Genomic DNA, 19537 nt, shown 5'->3' on the forward strand with positions numbered 1-19537 from the left:
CTGGTAAAAATATTTGCCAGTTTATCAATAATATTTATCAATTTTAATCTTTTTGAGAAGGAATTGTTAGACTAATCTCATTTTTTATTATCTAAATAGTATTATTAAACAATTATTTCAAATCGAAGATAATTTTGAAAGTGGTTGGTGGTTTTGCTATTTACTTATTTGTTAAAGCTTTTATGCATATTTTTACATGGGATTAGGGTTTCTGTTAAATTTAAATTGCCATATAACAAATATGCGTAGATATTAATAATATAATGTTTCAATCAGAATAAAGTTTAACGAATTTCACTTCTCTTAAAAAAATAACAGCGCGATACATTAGTTGCGCTGTTATTGCTTATATTATTGTTAGTGTCGTTGAATTGATTTAAATCTTTCTGTCGTTTGTTTTAGTGCAATTTCTGTTGGTAAACGTTCCATTGAACTTGCTCCATAAAATCCATTACATTCAGGGCAATTTTTTAAAATATATTCAGCATCTTCAGGGGTAGCAATAGGACCACCATGACATAAAATAATAATGTCTGGGCGAATTGCTTTAGCCGCTTTTGCCCATTGATTGATTAGTGGCACACAGTCAGCTAGTTTTAATGCTGTTTCTGCACCAATACTCCCTCCCGTCGTTAGTCCCATATGAGGTACTAAAATATCTGCACCCGCTTTAGCCATATCGATCGCATTTTGTTCACTAAATACATAAGGTGTTGTAAGTAGATCTTTTTCATGTGCTTTGCGGATCATTTCGACTTCTAAAGCGTATCCCATTCCTGTTTCTTCTAGGTTTGCTCTGAAGTTGCCATCAATGAGTCCAACAGTTGGAAAGTTTTGCACGCCAGCAAATCCCGCTTCTTTTAATTTATCTAAAAATTGGTCAAATTGACAAAATGGATCTGTGCCATTTACACCCGCTAGTACTGGCGTATTTTTAACTACTGGTAATACTTCTTTAGCCATATCCATTACAATTTCGTTAGCATTGCCATAAGCAAGTAATCCTGCTAATGAACCTCTACCTGCCATACGGTAACGCCCTGAATTATAGATAACAATAAGATCGATACCACCAGCTTCTTCACATTTTGCTGATAATCCTGTACCAGCTCCACCACCAATAATTGGTTGACCTTTAGCTATCATGTCGTGGAATTTTTTTAACAATTGAGTGCGTTGACTACCCATAATATTCTCCAAATATTTATTTCATTATTTTTGTAAATTCATTGATGATAAGATCACAAAACTGCGGTGAGTTTATATGATAAGGGGTTTTTATTAACTTTCTTTTTTGAGTTTGGATAAAGGTTTTTTCAAATTCATCAATAAATGCTTGATTTGCTTTTGGTGACCAAAAAGCACCACCTTCAATATCTAAAGCAGAAAAACCACCTTCAGGAATAATAAAAGTGACATAACCTTGGCATTGATTAAGTTTATTTGCTATCCAATTAGCCATTTTTTGATTTTCTTCTGGCGTTGTTCGCATTAATGTCACTTGTGGATTATGTGGATAAAATAGGCGATCTTGATATTTTTGAGGAATAGTATCAGGGCTTGCAAAATTTACCATATCAAGTGCACCACACGATCCAATATAAGGTACTTGGCTTCTTGCAATGGCACCAAAACGATCTTCATCGCAGGCTAAAACACCGCCAAATAAATAATCACATACTTCCGTTGTTGTAATATCAAGCACACCGTGCAATAAATGGCTATCAGCTAGTTTTTCCATTGCTTTGCCACCACTGCCTGTTGCATGAAAAACCAAACAATCATATTGCCCGTTTAATTTAGTTGATACAGATTGAACACATTTAGTTGTGACACCAAACATAGTTAAACCAATTGCAGGCTTATCTTCAATCGTATCTTGGGTTTTAAATAGAATTGAGCCAGCAATAAAATTAGCTGCATTGGTTAAAACTTTCCTAGATATGACATTAATTCCAGCAATATCAGTAACCGAATACATCATTGCAATATCACTTGCACCGATATAACCAGAAATATCACCAGATGCCATTGTTGATACCATTAGTTTAGGAATTCCTACAGCTAATGATTGCATGGCTGGAGTAATTAATGCAGTTCCTCCCGAACCACCTAAACCTAGTATGGCTTCTACATCGTTTTGAGTCATCAGAAACAATTTGAAAGCTTCAGCCATTGCAACAATTGCTTTACCTCTATCGCCACAAAAAACAGCCTGTTTACCGTCTGGATGGTAACTAGCGACGGTTTCTGCTGTGATAGTTGCTAAATGATTAAATTGATGAGATTGTGTAGAAACATCAATAATTTTGCAGTTGAGATTTTTTAAATCAAGAATATTTTTAATATAAACGATTTCTTGCCCTTTGGTGTCTAATGTAGTAACCAAATAAATTGTACTAGTTGATGCCATTTATTACTCCTAAATGAGTTAATTAGGTAAATATTTGTAACAAAAGGGTGATTAATTGTCATACATTATATATCAAAAATGAGATTTAAGTCTCATTTTTTTAGGAAATGATAAATTTTAACTAATTTATTAAAATGCAGTATCATATTTAAAATTACGATAAATTAAATATATTCTTAATGACTCAGAAAACTTTAGTATCGCACCCAACATATGTTGGCGTAAAAAAACGGACTTATGAGCGTTTAATTAATATTGCATTAGAAGCATTAGAACAAGGCTGTGAGCTTACCATAACTGAACTTGCTGATAAATCGGGTATATCCAGAGCAACAGCATACCGCTATTTTCCAACACAAAGTGCTCTAATTACAGCTGTGGTAGAAAGTTCATTAGAACCTATTTTTAGTTGGCAATCAAAAAAACAAAATGCAGAAGAACGTATTAATGATTTTTTAGCTTTTGCTTTTCCTCAAATGCTAAAGCATGAAGGGGCGCTACGTGCAGCATTAAGGGTTTCATTACAACAGTGGGCAACAGAACGGTCATCATTATCACCACAAACCGAAAAATTGGTACGAGGTAATCGTAAAGAAACTCTTACAACAATATTATCCCCACTCAAAGCTGAACTACCAAATGAGCTTTATGATAAAGTAGTTTATGCTATTTCAATTATTTACGGTTCTGAAATATTTATGGTACTCAAGGATATCTGGGGACTTGATGATCAAAATGTAATATCACTATCGCAATGGATAGCTAAAGCCATCATTCATCAAGCCAAACAAGAAGCATCGAAAATTTGATTGGAGCTCAAAAAGTCTATTCTTTAATTTTACTTATTCTTGTATATTAAAAAAATCAATAAGTTTACAGAAAATGGGATAACATAAAATAATGATTCATCCTTATCTAAATATTTGAAGTAGGAAAACCCTAATGAAAAAACTTGTTTTTATCTTTATTTTTTGTCTTTGTGGTTGTGCAAATAAGCAAACGCAAATTTTGCCTAGTAATGACACAATTATAAAATTAAAAGTTGAAAAAAGTGTAGGGATTATTGCTGAATCAAAGGAATACTCATATCAATTTACTAGTCCCGAAGCCATACTAGAACTTAAAAGCTACCATGATTTTTTAGCTGAAAATAAAGATGATATTGAAAGTGTATCAATTACATTTTATCAAGAAAATTTAAGTGATGAAATTGTTGCTCAATATAGTAATTTTATTCCTGAGGTAAAAGCCTTAAACAATAAAAAATTATTAGCGAAATATAAATCAAAATCGATTTTGAGAGATGGTTATTATCAAGTTCTATTTAAAACCAAAGGAAACTTCTATAAGCAATCCAATACATTATCTGATCAATATTTATTACCAGAATCAATTACTGTATTTGTTAAATCAAATCATAAAAAAGAATCAGATATTGACATCCAGGGCGATATGATTGGTTTGATTATATTTCCAATTTTTATTCCTATGGCGATGGTTGGTTGCTTAATTGGTCCTTGCTAAAAAGTCTGTAGAAAAACATCGGCAAGTTTACTCTCCATGGTTGAAATGATCCTTTAAAAATATCATTAGGCGTTTTCCACAAAATCGATTTATGGGATTACCTGTATTATAAATATTAATAAATCCCTTAACTTGTCGGCATTAATCATAGACACCAATTGCTTCTGCTTTGGCTATTAACTCATCTTTGCAATTGTAACTATTCCCTTAAATAGTACAGTCAAAAAGTAGAAAATCCCCTTTTACTTTTTGAATGTTTTGAATTTTGATAGCCAATAATTGCCTTTATTATATACACAACCAATTAAAACATTTCCTTCGGTTTTGATTGTTAATTCGCGACTATAACAATATTGTTTTTCAAAAGACCAATTTATATCAGCAATATCAAGATATTTCATAATAAGTTCAAAACTTGTTTCAGAATATATGATTATATTATTCAATAAAGTAACTGGATGACGAGCTAAATCAAATCCTATTGAATATATCTTGGAATTAACAACCATTATTTCCAGTGAATCGTAAAAATAAGAAAAACCTTCACTTTTTTTAAATTTATCAAAATAATATTTTTTACCCAAATCTTTTTTTTGAAAAATAGAATATATTTCTTTCTCTGGTAACTCTACTTTTAATCCCAAATATATCCCAGTCCTAAGAAAATCAGTTAAATCCATTTATTTTCTCCAGTATTTTTAAAAATTTAACCAATTCAATTAATTAGATTCTCACCAAAATATTAGACAGAGCCCACCTTGATGATGTATATAATTATAATAGATTTCAATATATTCAAATAGTGCTTTGTTAGTCAGCTTCCTGTTTTTATAGTAACAATCATGAATAATATGGGGGTGAGTATATGAAAAAGTTTTCAACAACCGCATTATCAAAGCAGCTTCATCTTCGACTCATACTTTGCCTTAGTCCATATTGTAACAATCACTGTTTGAAACCGGCACTGTAATATTGGTTTTCTAAGTCACTGTGACTGGGCTCATTTTTAGGAAGATGTATTAAATATGGCATTTATTGAATATAAAACACGAAAATAAACAATATCATTATCTACGTTAGTTTTGTACTAAAAATAGGATATTTATAATCATTAAAATGTTAGTTGAAAGTTATGTTAAAACTGAGAATAAGAGAGGTAGATAAAATAGTTAAGAACAAAGAGCTGAATATAGGGGAAATTGTACTCCCTTCACCATGCGGAGTGAAGGAGTATTTTACTAATTTGACAATATTCTTGGGTTAGGTCCGTATTGGTTTTCTCCTGAAGTTGGTTTTATTATTAAAGATGCACCTATTATAGCTCCTGGACAGAGAAGATAAACAAAACACCACAGACCGCTTGTACCTATATCATGTAATCGTCTAACATTGTAAGACAATATTGTAAGAAAAGTAACGATAAAAATTAACATTACACAGATTCCTAATATAGTACTTGGTAATATTTTGTCCATACTGAATAGCAGTACAAAAGAGAGCCATACTAATATACATTGAATAAGAATAAAAAATCCAAACTCACTACGAGTTGAACGTCCTTTATAACGAAACATTTTTCTATAGCCATCAAGCCATGAATTAATTGCTTTACTTAACACTTAATACTCCTTATTTATTAAAATATTTGTAAATATATAATAAATTAAACGTTATATCAAATATTTTATATTGATAATGTAATAGAAATAGCTAGAATAATTTAATAAAATTGATTTTCATCAATTAAATGCCTGCCACTATTATTTTTTGGTTTTGGTAATATTGTTATTTATAATTAGTTTGTATTACTTATAGGTATTATCAATTTATTTTTCAATAAGGTATATGTGTTTCATTAATTGGAACAAAATCACTTAATCCTATTCTCCATCGTTGTTCAACATATTCTAATAACTCATCGAAATTAGAAAAAACATATTGTTCAAATGAAGTTATAGATTGATTGAATGCACTATTATTATCCGTTAATGTGGGGTCTGCATAATATGTACGCAGCTTATATAAAAAAAACACTTCTTTCTCATCTATTATTGGTCTTATAAGTTGATCTATATAAAGTGAATACAAGGAAAATTCCCATTCGTCATCTTCTTCCTCAGGTTTCTCATATTCAATAGAATAAATCTCAATAAAACGAGTTTTATTTTCTTCCAATCTTTCAAAGAATTGACCTTTCATTTCATAGGGAAATGGATGGTAAGGATTATTGTATTTTCTCTTATTCATAATTAATAAAATATCCTAATAATTTCACCGCCATAGGATCGCTATAGGTATAAATCTGCAAATGCGTGCCATTAGAATTCTGAGCTCCAATTTTCGCATTCCAACTAAAATCATCCTAATGATACGTTCCTTTGTACCTGTTTTATTTTGTACAGTTACAAGAGCCTTTTTGCATTTAGTTCACTGCATATTTTACTTCTAATTATCTATGATTTATTACAATTCCCCAACAATAGACCAAAACCTAATTAAAATTCATTAGGTGCACACAGATTCAAGCCACCTAATAATCTAATCAGGTTTGCCAGAATAAAGCGTTCTATTTCCAGATCATTGTATCTGAAATTATTGTAATGTAAGCCAGTTTATTTGTCTAAATATTGTCCCTAATATCTGAGGTGTTGCTCTATGGATTCCTGTCCAATTTCCTTAATGTGCTTACTTCAAAGCTGATAGCTACATTCTGACAGTATTTCTCTATTTGCATCGGTCAGTTTTTCTGGACAGTTGTTTTAGTTGGAATAAGAGTAGTAATGTAAATTACTAAATTATGATGTAACTTTTTGATATTTTATAATTTTTAAATTAATGATTGTATTCTTGGTTTCCAGCCATTATTCCATTTGCTTTCAATTTCAGAAGAATAGTTTTTTATAGTATAATAATCATCCTTATCATGGTGAGAAATGAAACATTGGTCTACACATTGACAAATCCAAATTAAAAGGTTTTTTATATCAATATCATTTTTAACTAGATATAGATATTCTTCTGCATTTTTTATTGTAATTTCAATTAGATTGGCATGAAAAAAACCTATCTCAAATAATAAATAGCAAAAAGTATCTTTAATTGAATCATCTTTATTTTGTAACATTTTATTTTTTATATGTAAGTTCATTTCAACAATTCGGGTTCTTTCTTTTTGCTACTGTGGATTTTTTTATTATTCATTAAGTGTACCATCAAAATTGAATATATCTTAGATTTTTCTAAAGATAAAATGTCCCATAATTATCCTTGTAAATCAATTACTATCAGTCGCGCTATTGTGGTATTAAGTCGTTGTACTTACTATTATCCAACTAAATTATTGGATGATTCAATGATTATTTTGATATTAAGTGATATAGCTGAAAAACATTTACGCTGGTGGGCCGAAATTTTTTATTGTATCGGAAAGCTCGCTATAAATAGAGTTGCAAACGTGTTTATTGGGTGTATTGTGAGTTAAAACTTAATTTTCAAATAAAGCGTAAAAAGCGTACTCTACCTCGAACACTAGAAAAGTAATCGTTATCCAACAAACAAGGTGAATGTTGGTCAATGAATTTGGATGATAGAAGTCGAAGCTAACGTTGTTTTAGTACGTAATTATTGATGACTTTAAAAGAGAAGTATTAGATATTGATATTACGGTGAGCTTATCAGCTGGTAGTGTTATTTACTATCTAGATAAACTGGTCAAATATCATGGTTATCCGAGCATACAAATCAAATTGACAATAAATATTTGATAATGTTGTCTTTTGTTACTTTTTTAAGAACTACAGCATATTCATCTTTAAAATATCCTATATCAGCTATTTCATCTTCCATATCTTGAATAAACCGTATCGGATCATAAAAATTGAACGTGCGTGTATTTCCATTTACTGTAATTTCAAAATTCAATATAACACCTTTAGATTCGCATTCAAATTGATACAAATCGTCATACCAATCAGGAAATATAATACTCATTAATCTAGTACCTTTTTTTGATAGAGAAACCTGATAATCTTTTACATACATTGGATACGATGGAATGATATTGTAAATATCCCAAACTTAGTATACAACTCACGTAGAAAATTAAGCTGCTTGTTTTAGTGTTTTATACTCAATCGGTGTCATGTTATTTAATGTCTCATGCGGTCTTTCGGTGTTATAAATCGTTCAATATAGCCATTTTGATAAGGGCTACCGGGTTTGATGTAATCTATAATTATACCATGTTTTTGCCCAATTAGTAGACGTGTTTCCGGTGAATTCTGGCCCATTATCGACCCGTATTTTTAATGGATACCCATGATATTCAGCCAGTTTATCTAAGTAGCGGGTAATCCTTCCTGCTGGTAAGCTTACTGCAATATCAATCCCTAACGCCTCACGATTAAAGTCATCGATGACATTGAATGTTCTAAAGCGACGTTGATTACGACTACTGTCACACATAAAATCCATTGACCAGCATTCACCTTGTTTATTGGGTGCTGATAGCCTTTCTGGGCTTCGTGGAGGAATGCGCTGTTTACGCTTTATCCTGAGATTAAGCTTTAATTGGCAATACACCCGATACACCCGTTTATGATTCCATTTATAGCCGAGCTTTTTGATAAGATTAAAGCATTTAGGAAAGCCCCAGCGTAAATGCCGGTCTGTGATAGCATTCAACACCGAAACAATCACCGAATCATCCTGTAACTTAGGTTGATAATAGTAAGCACAACGGCTTAAGCCAACAATGGCACAACTCATAGCAATAGTAACTGAATGATTTTGTTGTAGTTGCTGTGCCCACGTTTTACGTGCCTTTGTGGGCACTAAAGTTTTTTTATGATTTCTTCCTGCAGCTGAGATTTTAAGCTCAGTTCGGCAAACATCTGCTTAAGCTTGCGGTTTTCAGCCTCCAGCTCTTTTAAGCGTTTGATATCCGAAGTTTCCATTCCGCCGTATTTTTCTCGCCATTTATAGAAAGTTGAATTACCCATGCCATATTTACGGCACAGTTCTTTAACGGGAATACCCGCTTCAGCTTTTTTTAAAATAGCCACGATTTGATGTTCAGTCATTTTTTTCATAATTAAATCCCCTTTTCTTTTATCATAGAGAATTTTCTACTTTTTTGTTGTACTATTTTAGGGGATAGTTACTTAGGGGATAGTTACACAACTTGTTTGATTTCTATTTCAGATATATCTGTAGAATTAGAAATATTAACCAACAGCTTGGCAACTGATAAATAAAAATTTAATAAAATCAATACCATACCTGATGGTTTTTATATCACCTAAAAAGACTTGTTTATTGAGCAATTTTTAAAAAACTACACTTGCTTTTTTCTTAAATCAGCGTTTAGATATAACAGTGATAAGCATTGGGTTTATCACTAATTTATTAGGAGGACTTATAATGGTACAAAAATTTGCTCCATACGGTAGTGATGTTTCGTCTGGCACTTATAAGTGCGCTGACTGTGGCTATATTTATTCTAACCAAAGTAAGAAATCGTTACCTCCTTGCCCTGATTATAATAAAAAACCGCACAGCAAAAATGGTTGGTATATTATGTCTGGACAGGGTGATTCAGTTAAAGATCCTCATCCACATAAAAAGTAATTTTATTCAGTTAATACTATTAAAAGGTAGCCAATATGGTTACCTTTTTTGATTGTATCGATTTAAAATGATATTTTTTAGTTGTCAGCAATTAATTGTGACGTATGTATAACGATATGACTATTAAGTATAAATATCAATTCTTTCATATAGTTATTTTATAAACCGCTTATTTTGTTGTGAATTTATTTGATTTGTTTTTCATTTAGATGTTTTTTATAATAAAATCAATATGACTGTTAAATCTAAAAGTAAGGAATATTAAAGTGAAAAAGCTAATGAAATTGGCAGTGTTACTTTCTGCTCTTTTTACAATTTCGAATGCGTATAGTGCTGAATTACCACCATCAGCAAACATAACTAAAGCTTTTGCTGATAGTGCAAAAAGGTCGATATTAGGTGAAGGTGGCGAATTTCCGGTTAAAGTGGATGCGGGTTATGAAATAACTAACATTTTTGGTAACCTTAATAATATTGTTTTTGAATATAATATGCCGACCGATAGCCAAAGTGTATCAATAGTAGACATTACAGAAAATATCAGGCTTGGGCTTAATGCTCAATTTTGTAATAAGCAAGACGTGATTGAAGTATTACGTGCTTATGATATTCGGTTTTTATTTCGTTTTCAATTCAATGATGATCGTAATGTGCCAGCAACGTTATCAATAGATGAAATTTGTAAAGAACAAAAATAAATAGGTTAAATTTATAGCTATTGTTGACACCTTATTTTGATATTATTATGTATAACAGTGATTTTATAAGGCTTAATTAGCATGTTATATATTAAATAAGCTGTTTATATTATTGTATTAGATTGGGTGAATTGAAAAAGAAAAATAACAATAAGCCTTAAGAATAAATTAATTGAATATGCTCATACTTTGAACGATATTCAAATTGACCATACTTTTGAAAATTACCCTAACTATCAGGTTATTAGACATAAAACTAATGCTAAATGGTTGGGGTTAATTATGTCAGTGGAAAAGAATAAGTTAGGTCTAAATTCAAAAGATATGGTGGAAATAATTAATGTTAAATCTGATCCTGAATTAATTTCTATAATAAAAATTAATTCAGATATATTACCCGCATATCATATGAATAAAAATCACTGGATCACAATAATGCTCGACGGTTCTGTGCCGTTTGAACAAATCGTAAGTTTATTAAACCATAGTTATGATTTAACTATTTAAAATATATGATATATTTTAAAAAATATAAAATGGTATAGTTGCTTACACAACAGGTTAATTCAGAAACAAAAGCTTTGTATTATCTTTTATATAACTATCTAATTAATGCTTTGAACGGTATAAATACTTTAGACTTTTAAAAGATAATTGGTTATTTAGTTTAGTATATATCTTTTAGAATTTTTTACCCACATTACTAAAAATAAAGTTCTACCTAAGCTAAATAAAATATAAGAAAGCCATAATCCATTATTTCCCCATATTGGTACACAGATATATTGTGATATCAGCCATAAAATTAAGGCAAGAATCATAGAATCACGAATAGAAGAAGTGTAACTGATCCCAGAAAAAACGCCATAATAAATAAGACCACCAGCAACCACAATAGGAAAGATAGTAAGCCAATATTGATATTGCAAACAGATTGTGATGATTTCGGTTTGATTGGTTAATAATTTAATAATTGTTGTATTAAATCCAAACCATAAAGCAATTAATATTAGAGGACAAATAATACAAGCTTGCAGTGACCAATGTAAGGTTTGATTATATAACTTAATATCTTTAGTACCTTTCGCCTTACCGCTAAATACGCTTGAGGCATTGGCAAACCCGTCAAACAAATAAGCCATTAAATAGTGAATTTGAAACAAAACGGCATTAGCAGCTAACACTTCGGTGCTAAAACTCGAACCAATCGAGATAAAATGGTTGGTAACGATTAATAAACAAATGGTACGAATCATCAAATTGGTATTAACTAAAATCACTCCTTTTAATGATTGCCAAGATAGTATCGATTTTAAATCAGTTTGTTGATTGGATTTCGGTAAATTACGATAAATAAACCAAATGCCTAACAAAGTACAAATTATTTGAGCAATTAGTGTTGCAAAGGCAACTCCCTGCACATTCCAATGAAAGCCCCAAACAAAAATTACTGCCATAATAATATTAAGCAGATTAATTAATACTTGTAGAAATAGCACAGCCTTTACTTTAGACATTCCCATTAACCAACCAACTAAAACGTAGTTGATAAGGACAAACGGTGCTCCCCAAATTAAGACAGAGAAATAAATATCCGCGTAATGCTTTACTTCTTCATTAGGTTTGATAATGTGCATTGAGGAAGAAAATATCATCTGTTGAAAAATAATAAAAATAATTCCTAAAAATATAGCTATAAATAAAGGGCGAATTAAAGATGCTCGCAACAGTAACGGGTCATCTAATGCTTGTGCTGCAAAACCAGTGGTACTAACTCGTAAAAAGCCAAAAAGCCAATAAATAGTATTAAAAATAACAGCGCCAACAGCAATGCCTGCAATAAAGGCTGGATTGGGTAAATGTCCAACCAATGCGGTATCGACCACGCCCAGTAATGGAGTTGTAATAGTTGAAATAATAAACGGAATAACTAGCGCTAAGTAATCTTTAAAACGATATTGTTTATTAACGATAGATTGAGTTGCCATAATTTAAAAACCTAAAATAGATTTAAGAAGTTGTTTAGAGTAAACATTATTAACCTGATTTAAATTGGCTATTTTATCAACTTGTTCGACAATCTGTCCTTGATAAAAGAAGATCACCCGATCGCAAAGATAAGTGATAGTCGCTAAATCATGTGTAATAAAAATGGTTGTTAAATTTAACTGTTTTTGCAGATCAACTAATAACGATAAAACTTGAGTTTGAACAGTAATATCAAGTGAACTTACTGCCTCGTCAAATAAAACAAATTTAGGTGAACAGGCAATTGCTCGTGCAATACAGATACGTTGTAATTGTCCACCACTCATTTCGTGGGGAAATCGATGATAAAATGATTCATTTAATCCTACTTGTTCTAATAGTTCAATTACTCGCTTTTTAAGTAGGCTTGCAGTAAGTTTGTCATAAATATAAATGGGTTCGGCAATAATTTCAGCAGCGGTAAAATAAGGGTTAACTGAAGTGTTGTAGTCTTGAAACACAGCGCTTATTTCTCGTCGCATTGGAGATTTTCGCCATGCACGTTGTCCTATATCTTGCCCATTAAAATAAATTTTGCCACTATCAGGTTTTTCAAGCCCCAAAATTAGTTTTCCAAGTGTACTTTTACCGCTTCCGCTTTCTCCTACAATACCTAAACATTCGCCTTGGTATAAAGACAAAGAAACATCTTTAATAATTGGCGTTTTTTTGCGATTAAATAAACCTTGATTAGGTTGTAAGAAAGATTTTTTGAGATTATTAATTTGTAATAACGGCGTCATTTAGATAGTCTCCAATCTATTTGGGTGGATAACGGCGTTAAATTTGGCTAATAACTGTTTACGAGTATCAATTAAGTAACGTGTATAATCATTTTTAGAATGATAAAAAATATGATCGCAACTACCTTGTTCTATAATCTGGCCTTGATTCATTACAATAATATGATCAGCGATATGGTGAATAACACTTAAATCATGCGAGATAAATATCATTGCTGTTTTCGATTTTTGTTTGATATTTTTTAATAATTGCAGAATATGAAGTTGACTAATAGAATCCAACGCTGTGGTTGGTTCATCGGCAATAATTAATTCAGGTTCAAGCATTAATGCTATTCCGATCATGATTCGTTGTAACATGCCACCACTTAACTGATGCGGGTATTTCTTAAAGATTTGTTTTGGATCATTAAGACCAATGTCAGCAATCATAGTTAATGTTTTTTCAATAGCTTGTTTTTTACTAATTGTCAGATGTGCCAATAACGTTTCAACCACTTGATTGCCAATACAATAAAGCGGATCAAAAGCATTCATTGGATGCTGTAGTATAGCCGAAATAGCATTGCCACGAATATGGCGTAATGTTTCATGGTTTTGTTTTAATAAATCACCATTTGATTGTAATGCTATTTTAGACTGTTTAGGGTTAAATAAAACTTTGCCTTGAACCGAAAAGTAGGGCTCTAATAAACCGATAATAGCTTTGCTAGTTAAACTTTTACCGCAGCCACTTTCGCCCACAATACCTAAACATTGATGATGCTCAAGGCAAAAGGAGATATCGTTAAGCAGTGTTTTGCCATTATCCAGTGTTACAGTAAGATTCTTAACCTCAAGTAATTTATTATTCATGCTGTTTTTTCCTTAGGATCAAGAATGTCACGTAAACAATCGCCAAGCATATTAAATGCAGCAACCACAATTAATATTGCAATTCCGGGGTAGAGCATTTGCATAGGATGCTGCATCATAACGTTTTTTGCTTCACTTAGCATTAGTCCCCATTCTGGAGTTGGTGCTTGTATGCCAAGCCCTATGAAAGATAAAGCTGAAATATTTAAAATTACCCAACCAGTATCTAGTGTGGCTAACACAACTAACTCTGACATTACATTTGGTAATAAGTGACGGCGAATAATAAATGAATGTGGTGCGCCAATTGCTCGGGAAAATAAAATATAGTTTTTACGGCTATATTTGATAACCGAGCTGCGAATCATACGACTATACCAAGCCCATTTGACCATAATATTGGCAATAATAACGTTCTCAATACCCACACCAAGTACGCCTACAATAGCAAGAATCATTACTTGGCTAGGAAAAGAGAGCATAATATCGCATAAACGCATAATACACTCGTCAAGTTTACCTCGTTTATAACCTGAAATTAGGCCAATTATTGCACCAATAACAATGGTAATAATCATGGTTAATAATGACAAAAATAACGTGGAGCGAATGCCATAAAGTAGTCTTGAAAAAATATCACGTCCAAGATGATCACAACCTAACCAATGCTGAGCAGACATTGGGGCGTATTTACGAATAATACGTACTTTATTGGGATCAAATGGTGCAATATAAGGGGCTAAAATACCTAATATAATGATAGTTGCAATGATAATTAAACAACATAATGCAGTTTTATTTTTACAAACCTGCTTAAGTACATTCATGACAAACCACCATTATCACGTAAACGAGGATCTAGTAAATGCTGAATAACATCGACAATAAAATTACATACCACAAATAATATTGCCATAATTAAAATATAAGCTTGGATAACGGGGTAGTCTCGATTCATAATAGCTGCAATACATAACCGTCCAAGTCCTGGCCAGGAAAATATATATTCAACCACAAATGAGCCAGCAATTAATTGCGGAATTGTCATCCCTAATGCGGTAATAGTGGTATGTAACGAATTGATTAATACATGCTTAAGAATAATTGTTCGTTCTTTTAGTCCTCGGCTACGTGCATAAAAAACGGAGTAGTTACGCATGTTTTCTAGCATGTTATTACGAATAAAACGAATATAGGTTGAAATATAAACGAATGATAGCGTTAAAGTTGGTAGGATTAGATTTTGCCATGTGCCATATCCATTAGTTGGAAGTAAATCTAAATAATTAGCAAAAAACCAGATAAATAAAAGCCCAAGCCAGTAGCTCGGCATAGCCGTGCCTAAAAAAATTATAATACGTAAAATATGATCAAAAACTGAATTAACAAAAATGGCACATAAAATGCCTAAGATCAGACTAATAATCAACGTAAAAATAAATGAAGATAATGCTAAAAGCAGTGTTGGTTGTAAGCTTCGAATGATCTCATCTAATACTAGCCTATCTCGATGTACAAAAGAACGACCAAAATCAAGTTGAAAAACGTTATATAACCAACTGATGTAACGGTTCCAAAATGGTTCATTTAAACCTAACTCTAGGCGCATACTTTCAATAGCATCAGGCGTGGGCATAATTTCATTTAAACGTAATGCTACTTCAGCAGGATCAGAAGGGGCTAAATTAATAAGTAGAAAAGCGATAAACGAGATACCGATAATAATCGGTATCATCATAATTAAACGTTTAAAAAAGTAATTTAACATTATTACTAACTAACAAAATAAATTAAAAATGCATTTTCTCAAAGGGAATGTCAAACTGCGAAGGAGCAAATTCAATACCTTTTAGTGATTTTATGGCGATAGCTCGGTTGCGTTCATAAGTTAACGGAATATAGACCGCTTGGTTATGCAATGTTTCAAGCACATAACGGTAAAGATCTTGACGTTCTTTTTCATCAGTTGAAATTAATGCTTTACTAATGCTTGCATCAATTTGAGCTTTCTCTTTCAATCCTTGTTGTGCCATATAATCACCATATACTGGTAATTTCATGCCAGACATAAAAGATTGTGGGTCATAAGGCATTCCCCAAGAAATATCAAATACCATATCAAAATCACCAGCTTTTTGGCGATCACGATAACCTTGTTCTTCTTCTCCATGAATGTTAAGTTTTAAACCAACCTGTTCAAACTCATCTTGCATATATTGTGCGATAGTTTTTTGAGATGCAGTATTGCTATCATAATAAAGAGTTATTTCAAATGATTTGCCATCTTTTTGACGGTAATTCTGACCTTTTTGTTTTAGCCAACCTGCTTTATCAAGTAGTTCTTCGGCTAATTTAATATTATATTCGTAAGGTTTTAACCCAATATTTGCATAAGGAATATTAGTAGCCATTAATGTATCAGCTGGCGCTTCGCTACCATTGAAGATACCTTCCGAAATATCTTTTTTATTTATGATATGTTCGATTGCTCGGCGCACATTAGCATCGCTTAAAGCGGGTCGAGTGGTATTCATCAATACGATACGGCTTGATACAGGTTTTGACATTAATGTTTGAAATTTATCAATTTCTGAAAACCGTTCAAATGAATCGGCATCCACCATATTTTTACCATAAATTAAATCAATTTCACCTTTTTCAAGTGCCATTAAACGGCTTTGGTTGTCTGCTATAACTTTCATGGTAACAGTTTTCAGTTTTGGTTGCTCACCCCAATAGTTAGGATTTGCGTTAAAAACAGCATACTGATCTTTTTTATGATCACCTAAAATATAAGGGCCTGTACCAATATAAGATTTAACGCCATTTTTTGTTTCACCATCGATCATTGAATTCGGTGAAATAAAGCGCATGGGTCTGGTTACTGCAATTTCAATCAAAAACGGGTAGTAAGGCTCTGACAGATTAACTTGAAGAGTATAATCATCTACCGCTTTGACTTCAGTAATTAAACGTACCATTTCAAGCCATGTATGGCGCACTTTATTTGACAGGACTGCATCCCAGTTTAATTTTGCACTGTGAGCATCGAATTTAATACCATCACTAAAGGTAACATCTTTTCTCAGTTTAAACGTATAGGTTTTTCCTTGGTTTGTAATAGCCCAGCTTTCGGCAAGCCAAGGAGAAAATGTGCCATCTTGATTATAATGAACAAGCGACTCATAGAGCATATTTTGAGCCCACATTTCACCTCCATAAAGGTGTGGATTCAAATCGCGTATATCTCGGAAGTTTGCAAAAGTGATATCATCTTTTGCAAAACAATTAAAGCTAAAAAGCGATAAAATTGAGACAATTAATAACTTTTTAATGTGGCTAAAGTTTAAAAGCATGTTTAATCCAGTAAATTATTATTAAAGAGTCAAATATTAACATAATTGCAAATGATAATAAATATCATTTATCTATCTTAATAGGTAAACACAATTCAAATCAATACTCTTTTTTATAACATATTTATATATTAAAGGTGCTCCAATAATTTTAAGTAAAGATTTGTGTAATATTTTAAAATTTGGATTAGTATACATAATAGTCGATAAGTAAATTTACAAAATAATCAAACAAATATTATTGAATTGCTTTATAATACATATGAATAATTTATTTTTTATTTATTTAGGATACATTTCATGTCATTTGGCTCTCTTGGTTTAGATACTGAGATTTTAAAAGCAATTCAAGAACAAAACTATACCGATCCAACTCCCATTCAACAACAAGCTATACCTGTAATCTTATCTGGTAAAGACCTTATGGCGAGTGCACAAACAGGAACAGGTAAAACGGCAGGGTTTGGTTTACCAATATTACAAAAGCTTATTGAACAGCAAGCAAAAGAAGCTAATAATCCAAAACCTAAAAAAGGCAAACGTCCTTTATATGCCTTGATTTTAGCCCCAACGCGCGAACTGGCTGCGCAAATAGGTGAAAATATTCGTGATTATAGTCGTTATTTGTCCATTCGTTCATTAGTAGTTTTTGGTGGGGTGAGTATTAATCCGCAAATGATGAAATTGCGCAGTGGTGTGGATATTTTAATTGCAACACCAGGGCGATTGCTTGATTTACAGCAAAAAAATGCGGTGGATCTGTCAACGATTAAAATACTGGTGTTGGACGAAGCTGATCGCATGTTAGATATGGGATTTATACATGATATTCGTCGTGTGATTGCCAAGCTACCTAAAAAACGGCAAAATTTAATGTTTTCGGCAACTTTTTCGGATGAAATAAAAGTTTTGGCTCAATCTATTTTGCAGTCACCTGAATCTGTTGCTGTAGCAAAAACCAATAGTGCTTCAGATCAAATTACTCAATATGTTCATCGAGTTGATAAACGTCGTAAGCGTGAGCTACTGTCTTATTTAATCGGTAAAAATCAGTGGCAACAAGTGTTAATTTTTACACGAACCAAATATGGTGCAAATCATTTAGCGGAACAATTAACGAAAGATGGCATTAAATCAGCAGCTATTCATGGGAATAAAAGCCAAGGAGCTCGTACAAAAGCATTAGCTGATTTTAAAAGCGGACAAATTAGGGCATTGGTTGCCACAGATATTGCCGCTCGAGGTCTTGATATAGAGTTATTACCTTACGTTGTTAATTATGAGCTCCCTCAAGTTGCTGAGGATTATGTTCATCGTATTGGTCGAACAGGTCGAGCGCAGAATCAAGGGCAAGCTCTCTCGCTTGTGTGCATTGATGAATTGCCACAATTAAAAGCAATTGAAAAATTAATTAAAAAAAAGATTCCAGAATTAACAACCAAAGGGTTTGAAGTTGATCCAAAAATTAAAGCTGAACCTGTAAAAAAATCGCCACCAAGGCGTGCGCCAGCAAAAAAAAGAAGTTCATCTTCAAATCGATCGTCGCAATCCAATCAAAATGGTGTGAAAACCTCCAATAAACATAATCACACTAAAAATAAGCAAACTTATATTTAATAAGAAGGAAATTATTATGGTAAATCGCAGCAGACGTTTACGAAAAAAATTACACATTGAAGAATTTAAAGAATTAGGTTTTACCGTTAGTTGGTCGTTTGAAGAAGGTACAACTGAAGAAACTTTAGATAATATTGTCGATCAGTTTATTCTTGAGGCTATTCAACCCAATGGTTTAGCTTATGAGGGGAGTGGTTATTTAAATTGGAAAGGGATTATTTGCACCCAAAAACTAGGCAATTGTACCGAAGAACATCGTGACATTGTCACAAAATGGCTAAACGAACACGGTCTAAAAAGTGTTAAAACTAGCCCACTTATCGATATTTGGTGGGATGAATTAGAATTCTAATCTATTGGTGATCTCTAAATAGAAAATAGTCACTGGTGTGGCTATTCAAGTACAATATAGTATTTCGGTAAGGAGTACTTATATAATGAACGAAGGTACTATTTTTAAACTTGATAAAAAGTATACGCCTTTTTTATTCAAAGCGATAGAAGCAGCAAAGAAAAGCGAATTTGTGACCAAATATAAATACGATATCGATCATTTTTATATATCTTTTAATAGGGACTGTTGATCTTTGCTGTACATAAATCACTCAACAATACATTGGCAGCCACATTAACATAAATGCCAGTGATACCATACTGGCATAATTCCTTTCTAAC

General features: G+C 32.1%; 22 protein-coding genes and 1 pseudogene. 7 read left to right on the plus strand and 16 right to left on the minus strand.

Features of this window, described 5'->3' with window-relative positions; translation table 11 throughout:
* Nucleotides 1–357: 357 nt before the first annotated feature.
* Both ACGH6Q_RS06100 and ACGH6Q_RS06105 read right to left on the minus strand, forming a co-directional pair.
* A complete protein-coding gene (locus tag ACGH6Q_RS06100; RefSeq protein ID WP_174798165.1) occupies nucleotides 358–1188 on the minus strand; it encodes a phosphoenolpyruvate hydrolase family protein in 831 nt (276 codons plus the stop codon).
* Nucleotides 1189–1204: 16 nt separating this feature from the next.
* The gene (locus ACGH6Q_RS06105) at nucleotides 1205–2413 is read right to left on the minus strand and encodes a Tm-1-like ATP-binding domain-containing protein (protein WP_085164729.1); all 1209 of its coding nucleotides are present in this window, start codon (nucleotides 2411–2413) and stop codon (nucleotides 1205–1207) included.
* Between the two features lie 179 nt (nucleotides 2414–2592).
* Between ACGH6Q_RS06105 and ACGH6Q_RS06110 the strand changes: the two genes are divergently transcribed.
* Nucleotides 2593–3222: a TetR/AcrR family transcriptional regulator gene (locus ACGH6Q_RS06110; protein WP_065589788.1), complete on the plus strand. Its 630-nt coding sequence runs from the start codon at nucleotides 2593–2595 to the stop codon at nucleotides 3220–3222.
* 133 nt (nucleotides 3223–3355) lie between these two features.
* A complete protein-coding gene (locus tag ACGH6Q_RS06115) occupies nucleotides 3356–3937 on the plus strand; it encodes a hypothetical protein (protein ID WP_174798166.1) in 582 nt (193 codons plus the stop codon).
* 242 nt (nucleotides 3938–4179) lie between these two features.
* On the opposite strand, the gene ACGH6Q_RS06120 is transcribed toward ACGH6Q_RS06115, so the two are convergent.
* From ACGH6Q_RS06120 to ACGH6Q_RS06155, 8 genes are all read right to left on the minus strand, one after another.
* Nucleotides 4180–4617 (minus strand): hypothetical protein, encoded by a 438-nt coding sequence (locus ACGH6Q_RS06120; protein ID WP_174798167.1) that lies wholly within the window; start codon nucleotides 4615–4617, stop codon nucleotides 4180–4182.
* A gap of 558 nt (nucleotides 4618–5175) precedes the next feature.
* Nucleotides 5176–5556, minus strand: coding sequence for a DUF805 domain-containing protein (locus ACGH6Q_RS06125; RefSeq protein WP_085166059.1), 381 nt, complete (start codon nucleotides 5554–5556; stop codon nucleotides 5176–5178).
* Between the two features lie 214 nt (nucleotides 5557–5770).
* On the minus strand, nucleotides 5771–6184 hold the full coding sequence (locus ACGH6Q_RS06130; RefSeq protein WP_034915862.1) for a hypothetical protein: 414 nt from the start codon (nucleotides 6182–6184) through the stop codon (nucleotides 5771–5773).
* 580 nt (nucleotides 6185–6764) lie between these two features.
* Complete coding sequence (locus tag ACGH6Q_RS06135; protein WP_034915866.1) at nucleotides 6765–7085, minus strand: hypothetical protein; 321 nt, start codon at nucleotides 7083–7085, stop codon at nucleotides 6765–6767.
* Nucleotides 7086–7678: 593 nt separating this feature from the next.
* Nucleotides 7679–7927: a hypothetical protein gene (locus tag ACGH6Q_RS06140; RefSeq protein ID WP_174798168.1), complete on the minus strand. Its 249-nt coding sequence runs from the start codon at nucleotides 7925–7927 to the stop codon at nucleotides 7679–7681.
* A gap of 158 nt (nucleotides 7928–8085) precedes the next feature.
* Nucleotides 8086–8193, minus strand: coding sequence for an integrase core domain-containing protein (locus tag ACGH6Q_RS06145; RefSeq protein WP_411592355.1), 108 nt, complete (start codon nucleotides 8191–8193; stop codon nucleotides 8086–8088).
* Nucleotides 8147–8770, minus strand: a complete 624-nt coding sequence (locus ACGH6Q_RS06150; protein WP_411592348.1) for a DDE-type integrase/transposase/recombinase — start codon at nucleotides 8768–8770, stop codon at nucleotides 8147–8149. Before ACGH6Q_RS06150 ends, ACGH6Q_RS06145 begins: the two co-directional genes overlap by 47 nt.
* Nucleotides 8770–9027 carry a transposase gene (locus tag ACGH6Q_RS06155; RefSeq protein WP_065610358.1) on the minus strand — a complete coding sequence of 86 codons (258 nt, stop codon included), beginning with the start codon at nucleotides 9025–9027 and terminating at the stop codon, nucleotides 8770–8772. Before ACGH6Q_RS06155 ends, ACGH6Q_RS06150 begins: the two co-directional genes overlap by 1 nt.
* Nucleotides 9028–9358: 331 nt before the next feature.
* On the opposite strand from ACGH6Q_RS06155, the gene ACGH6Q_RS06160 reads away from it, so the two are divergent.
* The 3 genes from ACGH6Q_RS06160 to ACGH6Q_RS06170 all read left to right on the plus strand — a co-directional run bounded on the left by ACGH6Q_RS06160 (nucleotide 9359) and on the right by ACGH6Q_RS06170 (nucleotide 10770).
* Nucleotides 9359–9565 carry a hypothetical protein gene (locus ACGH6Q_RS06160; RefSeq protein ID WP_034910630.1) on the plus strand — a complete coding sequence of 69 codons (207 nt, stop codon included), beginning with the start codon at nucleotides 9359–9361 and terminating at the stop codon, nucleotides 9563–9565.
* Between the two features lie 266 nt (nucleotides 9566–9831).
* The gene (locus ACGH6Q_RS06165; RefSeq protein ID WP_034910507.1) at nucleotides 9832–10263 is read left to right on the plus strand and encodes a hypothetical protein; all 432 of its coding nucleotides are present in this window, start codon (nucleotides 9832–9834) and stop codon (nucleotides 10261–10263) included.
* A gap of 189 nt (nucleotides 10264–10452) precedes the next feature.
* Complete coding sequence (locus tag ACGH6Q_RS06170) at nucleotides 10453–10770, plus strand: MmcQ/YjbR family DNA-binding protein (protein ID WP_411592350.1); 318 nt, start codon at nucleotides 10453–10455, stop codon at nucleotides 10768–10770.
* 155 nt (nucleotides 10771–10925) lie between these two features.
* On the opposite strand, the gene ACGH6Q_RS06175 is transcribed toward ACGH6Q_RS06170, so the two are convergent.
* From ACGH6Q_RS06175 to nikA, 6 genes are read right to left on the minus strand one after another with little or no spacing between them, the layout of a single operon-like run.
* Complete coding sequence (locus ACGH6Q_RS06175; RefSeq protein WP_085164095.1) at nucleotides 10926–12251, minus strand: MATE family efflux transporter; 1326 nt, start codon at nucleotides 12249–12251, stop codon at nucleotides 10926–10928.
* A gap of 3 nt (nucleotides 12252–12254) precedes the next feature.
* Nucleotides 12255–13034: an ABC transporter ATP-binding protein gene (locus ACGH6Q_RS06180; RefSeq protein ID WP_085164094.1), complete on the minus strand. Its 780-nt coding sequence runs from the start codon at nucleotides 13032–13034 to the stop codon at nucleotides 12255–12257.
* Nucleotides 13035–13889, minus strand: a complete 855-nt coding sequence (locus ACGH6Q_RS06185; RefSeq protein WP_296300912.1) for an ABC transporter ATP-binding protein — start codon at nucleotides 13887–13889, stop codon at nucleotides 13035–13037.
* Nucleotides 13886–14716: a nickel/cobalt ABC transporter permease gene (opp1C, locus tag ACGH6Q_RS06190; RefSeq protein WP_085164092.1), complete on the minus strand. Its 831-nt coding sequence runs from the start codon at nucleotides 14714–14716 to the stop codon at nucleotides 13886–13888. Before opp1C ends, ACGH6Q_RS06185 begins: the two co-directional genes overlap by 4 nt.
* Nucleotides 14713–15657, minus strand: a complete 945-nt coding sequence (gene opp1B, locus ACGH6Q_RS06195; RefSeq protein WP_296300909.1) for a nickel/cobalt ABC transporter permease — start codon at nucleotides 15655–15657, stop codon at nucleotides 14713–14715. Before opp1B ends, opp1C begins: the two co-directional genes overlap by 4 nt.
* 22 nt (nucleotides 15658–15679) lie before the next feature.
* Nucleotides 15680–17245: a nickel ABC transporter substrate-binding protein gene (gene nikA / locus ACGH6Q_RS06200; protein WP_411592352.1), complete on the minus strand. Its 1566-nt coding sequence runs from the start codon at nucleotides 17243–17245 to the stop codon at nucleotides 15680–15682.
* Between the two features lie 300 nt (nucleotides 17246–17545).
* Between nikA and rhlE the strand changes: the two are divergent.
* Together rhlE and ACGH6Q_RS06210 are read left to right on the plus strand one after the other, a co-directional pair.
* Nucleotides 17546–18823, plus strand: a pseudogene (rhlE, locus tag ACGH6Q_RS06205) (ATP-dependent RNA helicase RhlE); the annotation flags it as partial.
* 55 nt (nucleotides 18824–18878) lie between these two features.
* A complete protein-coding gene (locus ACGH6Q_RS06210) occupies nucleotides 18879–19214 on the plus strand; it encodes a YggL family protein (RefSeq protein ID WP_411578559.1) in 336 nt (111 codons plus the stop codon).
* The last annotated feature ends 323 nt before the right edge of the window (nucleotides 19215–19537 follow it).

The organism is Gilliamella sp. BG2, assembly GCF_046635645.1.
GTDB classification, from domain to species: domain Bacteria; phylum Pseudomonadota; class Gammaproteobacteria; order Enterobacterales; family Orbaceae; genus Gilliamella; species Gilliamella bombi.